Origin of the sequence: Streptomyces flavochromogenes, from assembly GCF_000717595.1 — a bacterium.
GTDB classification, from domain to species: domain Bacteria; phylum Actinomycetota; class Actinomycetes; order Streptomycetales; family Streptomycetaceae; genus Streptomyces; species Streptomyces flavochromogenes.
Genome location: NZ_JNZO01000049.1, coordinates 23695 through 31851 on the forward strand (window position 1 = coordinate 23695; position 8157 = coordinate 31851).

General features: G+C 75.3%; 6 protein-coding genes. All 6 read right to left on the reverse strand.

Annotated features, from left to right (window positions below):
* Positions 1–105: 105 nt before the first annotated feature.
* The 6 genes from IF00_RS0138310 to IF00_RS0138335 all read right to left on the reverse strand — a co-directional run bounded on the left by IF00_RS0138310 (position 106) and on the right by IF00_RS0138335 (position 8097).
* A complete protein-coding gene (locus tag IF00_RS0138310; protein ID WP_030326391.1) occupies positions 106–1875 on the reverse strand; it encodes an acetate--CoA ligase in 1770 nt (589 codons plus the stop codon).
* Positions 1872–5162 carry an FAD/NAD(P)-binding protein gene (locus IF00_RS43035; protein ID WP_078945027.1) on the reverse strand — a complete coding sequence of 1097 codons (3291 nt, stop codon included), beginning with the start codon at positions 5160–5162 and terminating at the stop codon, positions 1872–1874. The genes IF00_RS0138310 and IF00_RS43035 overlap by 4 nt, the downstream gene beginning before the upstream one ends.
* On the reverse strand, positions 5159–5635 hold the full coding sequence (locus IF00_RS0138320; protein WP_030326396.1) for a cobalamin B12-binding domain-containing protein: 477 nt from the start codon (positions 5633–5635) through the stop codon (positions 5159–5161). Before IF00_RS0138320 ends, IF00_RS43035 begins: the two co-directional genes overlap by 4 nt.
* A 521-nt stretch (positions 5636–6156) precedes the next feature.
* Positions 6157–6582 carry a cupin domain-containing protein gene (locus IF00_RS0138325; RefSeq protein WP_030326398.1) on the reverse strand — a complete coding sequence of 142 codons (426 nt, stop codon included), beginning with the start codon at positions 6580–6582 and terminating at the stop codon, positions 6157–6159.
* Positions 6575–7486: a sulfurtransferase gene (locus IF00_RS0138330; RefSeq protein ID WP_051820843.1), complete on the reverse strand. Its 912-nt coding sequence runs from the start codon at positions 7484–7486 to the stop codon at positions 6575–6577. Before IF00_RS0138330 ends, IF00_RS0138325 begins: the two co-directional genes overlap by 8 nt.
* A gap of 71 nt (positions 7487–7557) precedes the next feature.
* The gene (locus tag IF00_RS0138335; protein ID WP_030326402.1) at positions 7558–8097 is read right to left on the reverse strand and encodes an HPP family protein; all 540 of its coding nucleotides are present in this window, start codon (positions 8095–8097) and stop codon (positions 7558–7560) included.
* Between the last annotated feature and the right edge of the window lie 60 nt (positions 8098–8157).

The window sequence follows — 8157 nt, forward strand, 5'->3', positions numbered from 1 at the left end:
CCGCCGCTGATGGAGGGCCGGCCCAGCGCTCGGGGCCCGGCGGCGACACAGGACCGGCATGCGGGCGGGCGTCGGCGCCCGGCCCGCCGCTCATGGGTGTCGCCGTCAGTGTGCGGCCGGCGCCCCCGGACGCAGTTCGCTCCGCCGCACCTTGCCCGAGCGGGTGCGCGGAAGGCGGGCGATCACCTCGACCCCGCGCGGCACGAAGACCGGCGCGAGCCGCTCGGCGGCGAGCGCGAGCAGCTCAGCGCCGATGCGCCCCTGCACATCGGTGATCAAATCACGTCGCTGCGGGCGGAGTTCCACGACCGCGTACGGGGCGAGACCGCCTTCCGGGTCCTCGCACGGCACCACCGCCGCGTCGGCCACCTCCGGGTGGGTGCGGAGCACCGCCTCGATCTCCATCGGGGAGACCCGGTGGCCATGGGACTTGAAGACCTCGTCCATCCGTCCCAGCAGCCGGATCGAGCCGTCCGCACACCGCTCGCCCCGGTCCCCCGTGCGGTACAGACCGTCGGCGAACGCCTCCGCCGTGCGCCCGGGCAGCCCCGCGTACCCGCGCATCAGGCCGGGCGGACGCTCCGTCAGATCGACGCAGACCTCGCCCGATTCGCCCCGCTCCCCCGTCTCGGGATCACGCAGCACGATCCGGTAGCCGGGGAGGGGGTGGCCGAGCGGCGCGAGGGGCTCCGCGCCGCCGGGCGCACGGCCGATGAGGGCGGTCGCCTCCGTCTGGCCGTAGCCGTCACGGACGCGTACGCCCCATGCCGTCTCGATCCGTCGCACCGTCTCGGCGGTCAGGGGTTCCCCGGCAGCCGTCGCCTCGCGCAGCCGGGGTGCCGCCGTGTCCCCGTTCACGTACGGGACCAGGGACCGCCACGCGCTGGGCGGCGCGCAGAAGCTGGTGACGCGGTGTGCGGCGAGGACACCCGGCAGCACGGCCGGCGGGAGGCCGCCGTCCGGGGGCGCGAGCACGGTCGCCTCCGCCGCCCAGGGGACGAAGAAGCTCGACCACGAGTGCTTGGCCCAGCCGGGCGCGGAGAGGTTGAGGTGCCGGTCGCCGGGGCGCAGGCCGCTCCAGTACAGGCTGGAGAGGTGTCCGACGCCGTATCCGGCGTGGCTGTGTTCGACGAGTTTCGGCAGCGAGGTCGTGCCGGAGGTGAAGTAGCAGAAGGACGGGTCGGCGGCGCGGGTCGGCTCGTCCGGGACGAAGCGGGGTCGCCCCGGTCGACGGGTGTCGGGGTACGGGACCCAGCCGGCCCGGTCCGCGCCGCCGACGGCCATCCGGACGCCCGGCACCGATCCCGACCCGGACACCGGCCCGGACCCCGACCCCGATTCCGACGACGACCCCGACCCCGACCCCGACCGTGGCAACTCGTCCAGCAGCGCGACGAGTTCGGGTGCGCTCACCACGTGCCGGATGCCGCCCCGGCCGATCCGGTCGGCCGCCTCGGCGGCGGTCAGGTCCTGGTAGCCGGGGACGACGACCGCGCCGAGCTTGATGCAGCCGAGCAGGGTCTCCCACAGCTCGACGCGGGTGCCGAGCAGGATCAGGACGCGGTCGCCCCGTACGACCCCGTGCTCGCGCAGTTCCGTCGCCAACGCGTCGGAACGGGCGGAGAGTTCGGCGAACGACACGCGGTCGACGACGGGGACGCCGCCGTCCGGCCCCGGGTGGCCGAGGAGTTCGAGGGCCGTCCGGTCGTTGCCCTCGGCGATCACGTCGAACCAGTCGAGTGCCCAGTTGAAGTGTTCGGCGCGCGGCCACCGGAAGGCGGCGCAGGCCGCCTCCCGGTCGCCGCGCAGCCGGAGCAGCAGGTCCCGTGCGGCCCGGTACTCCTCATGGGCCGATGCCCCGGCGGCGCCGTTCACCCCACGCCTCCCAGCAGCGCACGGCCGGCCTCCGGGCGGCTCGTCCGCACGGCTCCCGCGTCCGCCGCGGCCTCCGCCAGCGCTGCCGCGATCGCGTCCGCGTCCCGCGTGAACGAGCCCCACAGGCCCGGCCGACCGCTGCCCACCTGCGTGAACCAGCGGGTGAACTCGCTCGGGATGCCCAGGACATGGGTGCTGGTGTCCACCGAGCCGTCGGCCCGCACCGGGTGGAACGGGGAGTCGGTGCAGTCCAGGCCTCCGGTGGCGAACTCCTCCGTCCCGTCGACCGCGTTGGTGAAGGTGCGGATCTCCCCGTCCGCCATCAGGCACCGGATCAGCGGGTCCCGGTCGGCGGTCAGGTCGGTGCCCGGCACCCGGGCGTCCACGACCACGTCCAGCGGCACCCAGGAGTTCTCCACCTGCGCCGACTCCACCGCGAACCGCCCCTCGACGGGGTCCGCCCCGAACCGGGCTCCGGGGCCCACCGGTTCGAGGACCCCGGCCGCGAGCAGCGCGAGGAACTGCTCCGAGCGCAACTGCGGCGGTCCGGTCGAGACCATCGCCGCGACCGGGCCGAACTCGGCGAGGAACCAGCGGTGCGAGGCGGGGGTGAGTCCGCCGAAGTCGACGACGGTGCGGATCGTCTGCCGGACGTCCCGGAGGACGTCGGCGGCCGCCTTCAGTGGCCCGTCGGCGTTGCCCTGACGCGCTTCGAAGAGGTCGGCGCGCAGCCATTCGGTCAGCACCTTGTGGTACTCGGCCGCCGAGCCGAAGCGCCGGCTGCCGAACGGCCGGGCGAGCGCGTCGAGTCCGGTGATCGGCCGGGCGTCGACGCGGTATCCGGCGGCGAGCCGTTCCAGGACTCTCGGATCGGGCCGGGGGTCGGGCCGGTCGGCAAGGGCATGCGTACCCCGCTCGGTGAACTCGTCGGCGGCTTCCGGGCCGTGGACCTGGCGGATCCGGGTGGCGAGGAGCACGAGGTTGACCTCGGCGAGCAGCCACGGCAGGACCGACTCCTCGAAGTCGAGCGGCGCCTTCTCCGCCCGTAGCGCGGCCATCCGCTCGGCGGTGAACAGCCGTGCCTGATAACGGTGTTCGGGCCCCTTCTGGTTGGCCCCCCGGGTCAGCAGGGGCACTCCCCCGCGCGAACCCGCGAGGATCCGGGGTTCCTTGCCGCTGGGCAGGTACAGCAGACCCTCGCAGCCCTCGGTGAAGGTGCCGCCGCGCCCCAGAGTGAGCTCGGTGAGGATGTCGTAGAAGGTGAGCCCCATGCCGAGGATGCCGACGCTCGCGCCCGCCGGGATCTCCGCGAGCGGCATCTCGCTCGCCGAGCCGCCGGCGATGTAGCGGACGGGGCGGGCGGGGGTGCTGTGTTCGCGGGCGAAGCGCGTCCAGGCGCGCTGTTCCCCGTCGGGCTCGTTGACGGGGTGGCCGGTGGCGAGGACCACCCGGTCGACGGTGAGGACGTCACCCCGGTCGAGCCTCAGCCGGTGCGTGGCTCCGCCCTCCCCGCGGCCCCGGTCCGCGCAGATCACCCGGGCGGGGACGCGGACGACGCTGAGGGAGGGCGGCAGGGTCTCCTCGATCCGCCGCATGACATGGGTGAGGTAGCGGCCGTAGACGGCCCGGGGTGCGTAGCCCTCGGGCTCGGCTCCCGCCGGGTCGTCCTCGGCCCACCACTCGCCGAGGGACGGTCCGGCGCCGGGCCGGTGCGGTCCGTCGTCGGCCGGCCCGGAGAACATGGTGACCTCCTGGGCCGGGGTGTTCATCAGGAACCACGGCGACTGGTCCGTCCGCCAGATCCGCCCGGCCCCCGCCTCGTACGGGTCCACGGCGAAGACCTCGATCGGCCGGGCGGGCGGCGTCTCGGCGCAGCGGGCCGCGAGCCGTTCCAGTACGGAGAGACCGCGCGGGCCCATGCCGACGAACGCGATCCGCAGCGGCTCGGCGGACGGCTCCGGGGCGTCCCGCGGCATCGGCTCCGGCGGCGGATTGCCGGCCGCGGCCTGGTCGTGCTCACGGGCGACCCGGCCGAGCATGCCGGAGAGCTGGCGTGAGGTCATCGGAATGGTCCTCCTGCTGGTGGTGAGCAGCGGCAGCGCGCCCAGATCCGTCCACTGCAGGCGCCCGTCCGGTGCGACGGTGGACCGGACGGCGCCCCGGTTGTCGGGGTGCAGGCAGAACGGCACGTCGAGCAGGCCGCGGTCGAAGGCCTTGAGCAGGGCGACGCCGAGGTCGTCGGAGAGCCCGAGGACGGTGGTGACCAGGGCGCGCGCCTCGACGAGCGTCTCCTCGGCCTCGGCCTCGGCGGCGGACCTGGCGCGCTGGTGCGTGCCGCGCCGGGGTGCGGAGCGGGCGGCGTCGGCGGCGATCCGCAGGGCGGTCAGGTTCTCCTCGACGGTCGGGATGCGGTGCGCCTCGGTCTCGGTCTTCACGATCAGGCGCTGGGCCCCGCCCCGTACGGCCAGTTCGGCGCTGCGGCGCAGCAGCAGCCGGGCGCCGGGCACGGTCCTCGGGTAGACGCCCATGTACGTGTAGAGCACGATGTGGCGGTCGACGGACGGCGGCAGGAACTCGTCGGCGAGCAGCCGCAGCGCGGTGAGCGCGCCGGTGTCCTGGGCGGGATGGGTCTGCTGGGCGTAGCTGAGGGAGACGCTGGTGGCGCCGTTGGCCGCGAAGAACAGGCATTCCAGGAGCGAGACGGCGACGAGCAGCGACGGCGGGCAGAGCTGGCCGAGGAGGCAGCCGCCGAAGGATTCGAGGTGGGCGCGGCGGCCGTGCGCGCGGCTCTCCTCGGTGAGGAACTGGACGGAGTCGCGCCAGGCGGCGACGGACTCGGCGAGCGGGGTGCGGCCGTAGGGCAGGCAGTACGAGACGGGGCCGCCCTCGGAGGCGGAGAGTCCGGCGGCGGCCATGGTGCGGAAGATGGCCAGCGGGTCGGCGGAGCCGTGCCGGACCTGGACGGGGGTGGCGCGTCCGGCCGCGGCGGCGACCCGTGCGGTGGTCTTCGGGCCGTGGCTGACCAGCGGGAACCCGTTGAGTGGCCGGCCGGCGCGCAGGGCGGCGGTGGCGGCGGCATGGTCGCCGACGCGGGTGTAGCTGTCGATGGTGAGGGTGGCGACGGTCCTTTCGGGCAGGGCGGCGACGGCGGCGACTCCGGCGGCCATCACCTCGGGCGCGACCATCCCCATCCGGGGCTGGACGACCAGTTCACCGGCCGCGGCCGACTCCTGGACGAAGGCGCCGAGGTCGCCGGGGGCGAGCGGGGGCGGGGCGGAGGTCGTCAAGCCGCGGCCCGCCCGGTACACGCGCCGCCGAGGTCGGCCAGCCGGCGCAGCAGGGCGGTGGGCGGGGTGCCGTCCGCGTACACCTCGTCGTATCCGGCGTCGAGGAGTTCGGCGGTGCGGGTGGCCGCGCCCTCCGGGGAGATGCCGAGGAGCCCGCCGATGACCATGGGGAGGGTGCGGGTCTTGCGGTCGGCGCGCAGGGCGCGGGCGGCGCGCAGCCCGTCCTGGTGGCCGTGACCGTTGACGGAGGAGAGCACGACGAGGTCGGGGCTGGTCATCCGGGCGGTGTCGACGAGCAGTTGCTCGGGAACGCAGGGTCCCAGGTTGAGCACGGAGTGCCCGTGCTCCTCCAGGAAGAGCTGGAGGTGGACGAGGTTCCAGGTGTGGGCGTCGGAGGAACCGGTGGTGAGCAGGACCCGGCGGGAGGGCTCGGGACTGCTGCGCAGGGGCTGGGGCCGTGCGGACGGGGTCATGGCGTCTCTCTCCGGAAGGGGTGCGGGCGGACGGGCGGGTGTACGCAGGTGGTGCGGGCGCGACGCGGACGGCGCGGACCGGGGGGAACACGTGGAGCTCGGACCGCGCGGGCGGCTCGGCCCGGTGCGCCTGGGCCGGGCGCGCCTCGGCTCACGCGCGGGGTGGCCGGCGGGTCCGCGTGCGGCAGGACGTGGGCCCGGCCGTACCGACGCGAGCGGGTCGTCGTACGGTGCGGGCGGCGTGTCCGTACGGGCGCGGTCGGCGCGGTGTACGGGCGCGGGCGAGGCGGTGTGCGGGATGCGGCCGTGTACGGGGCGGCCCCTTGCCGGGCGCGGGTCGGGCGCGGCGCGTACAGGCCGGGCGTCGGGCGCGTGCGAAATCGAACGAGACGTGCGAGGCACGCGGGGCCGTGCCGCGCGGGGGGGGGCGAGGCCGCCGGGCCCCTCGTGGGACCCGGTGGCCTCGTGACCGCGCGGGGGCCCGGGCGTTCGCGCGTGCCCGGGAACGGCCCGGCGGTGGCTCAGGCGCCGGGGACCCCGGCGCCGACGCCCGTGGTGATCTCTCCGGCCCCGGGGGTGCGGGCGGCCGCGGGACGGGCGCGGACGGCGAGGACGGTGCAGCCCTCGGCGCTGGACATCTGGTGCCGGGTGCCCGGCTCCTCGACGACGAGGTCTCCGCGGTGGAAGCGGCGCCCGTCGCTGTGGTCGAGGGTGCCGTCGAGGACGAGCATCAGCTCATGGCCGAGGTGCTCGTGGAAGTCGCCGTGCGCGCCGGGCGGGAAGCGCAGCAGCAGTGAGGCGGAGTCCTCGTCCTCGTCCGGGTCGGGGCCCCAGAGGACGACGAACTCGACGCCGACGCGTCCGGGTTCGGTCCACGGCACCCAGGGCAGGTCGGTCTGGTCGAAGCCGTTGCGGAGCACGTTGCGGAAGACGGTCACGTCAGGCATGGGCGCGGACCTCCGAGGCGGCGTCGCGCTGGGCGACGATGGACGGGATGCCGTCGGGGCCCCACGGCTCGGGCCCGTTGACGATGGGGGCGCCGATGAGCGAGCCGAACTCGCGCCAGGCGCCGTCGTAGTTGCGGATGTCGGGAAGGCCGAGGAGCTCGCTCAGCACGAACCAGCTGTGCGCGGAGCGCCAGCCGACCCGGCAGTAGACGACGGTCGGGGCGTCGGTGCGGACCCCGGCATAGGCGGCGGCCAGCTCTACGTCGTCGCGGAAGGTGCCGTCGGGCCGGACGGCGGTGTGCCAGGGGATGTGCTCGGCGGAGAGGGCGTGGCCGCAGCGCACGCCGAGGTCCTCGGGCACACCGGGCGGGGTGTTGCTCTGCCCGAGGTACTCCTCCAGGGAGCGGACGTCGAGGAGCTGGTGGCGTCCGATGTGGTCGAGCATGTCCTCGCGGCGGGCGCGGATCGTCTCGTCGACGGTCGGTACGGGGTAGGTGACCGGCGCGCGCTCCGGCGCGTCCTGTGTGAGGTCGGCGCCGAGCGCCTCCCAGCGGAGCCGGCCGCCGTCGAGGATCCGCAGCTCCCGGTGGCCGTACAGGGTGAACTGCCAGTATCCGGCGGCGGCCCACCAGTTGTTGTTGCCGCTGAGGAGGACGACGGTGTGGTCGGCGGAGATGCCGTGCCGGCCGAGGAGGTCGGCGAAGGCCTCGGGTCCGATGACGTCCCGGCGTACCGGGTCCTGGAGGTCGCCGGTCCAGTCCAGGCGGACCGAGCCGGGGATCCGGCCCAGTGGGCTGCCGCCGTCGGTGATCTCGACGAGGACCGTGTTCTCGTCCCCGGCCGCGGGGTTGCGCAGCTGTTCCATGATCTGCTCGCAGCTGACGAGCAGTCTGTCTCGGTTCACGGGAGCTCCGTTGAGGGTGAGTACGCGTAAGTGCGGGCGGACGAAGGGGGGTTCGGCACCGGCGGAACCCGTCACCACCAGTACGCGGGGTACTTGCCGATCACGCCGAGGCGGGAGGCGAGCATCCCCACCAGGACGAGCAGGGCGCTGCCGACGGCGAGCAGCACGAGGAAGCGCAGCGGCGCGGGGTCCTGGAGGACGGCGAGCACGGCGGTGGCGGCGGCGGGCGCGTGGACGGCCCGCAGCAGCAGCATGAGGCCGACGCTGAGGCCGGCGGCGACGGCGGCCACCCAGAGGGAGCGGCCGAACAGGGCGACGGCGACGAGGCCGAGGACCCCGGAGCCGACCTGTCCGAGCATGACGCCCCGGGGCTGCGCCGGGGGCAGCACGGGGGTGCTGCAGATGATCATGGCGGTGGCGGCCAGCGGGGCGATCATCAGGAGCTGGTCGGTGGCCTCGCCGAGGGCGACCAGGATCACCAGGGACACGACGGTGGCGAGGGTGCCGAGGACGGCGGGCCGGCTGCCGGGGAAGGGCGGGGCGCCGCCCGCCCAGCGGCCGCGGGCGGGCGGGGTCGCCGCACCCGCGGGGGTCTGGGTCTGGTTGCTCACGGTGTTCTCTCCTTGGCGGGACGGGCGGGGCGGGCGGAGGCGGCTCGGGGCGGGGCGGGG

What these genes read in the sequence shown, in the direction of transcription:
- IF00_RS0138320 (WP_030326396.1), bottom strand. Translation starts at nt 5,635, where the DNA reads ATGACCCCGTCCGCACGGCCCCAGCCCCTGCGCAGCAGTCCCGAGCCC.
- IF00_RS0138325 (WP_030326398.1), bottom strand. Translation starts at nt 6,582, where the DNA reads ATGCCTGACGTGACCGTCTTCCGCAACGTGCTCCGCAACGGCTTCGAC.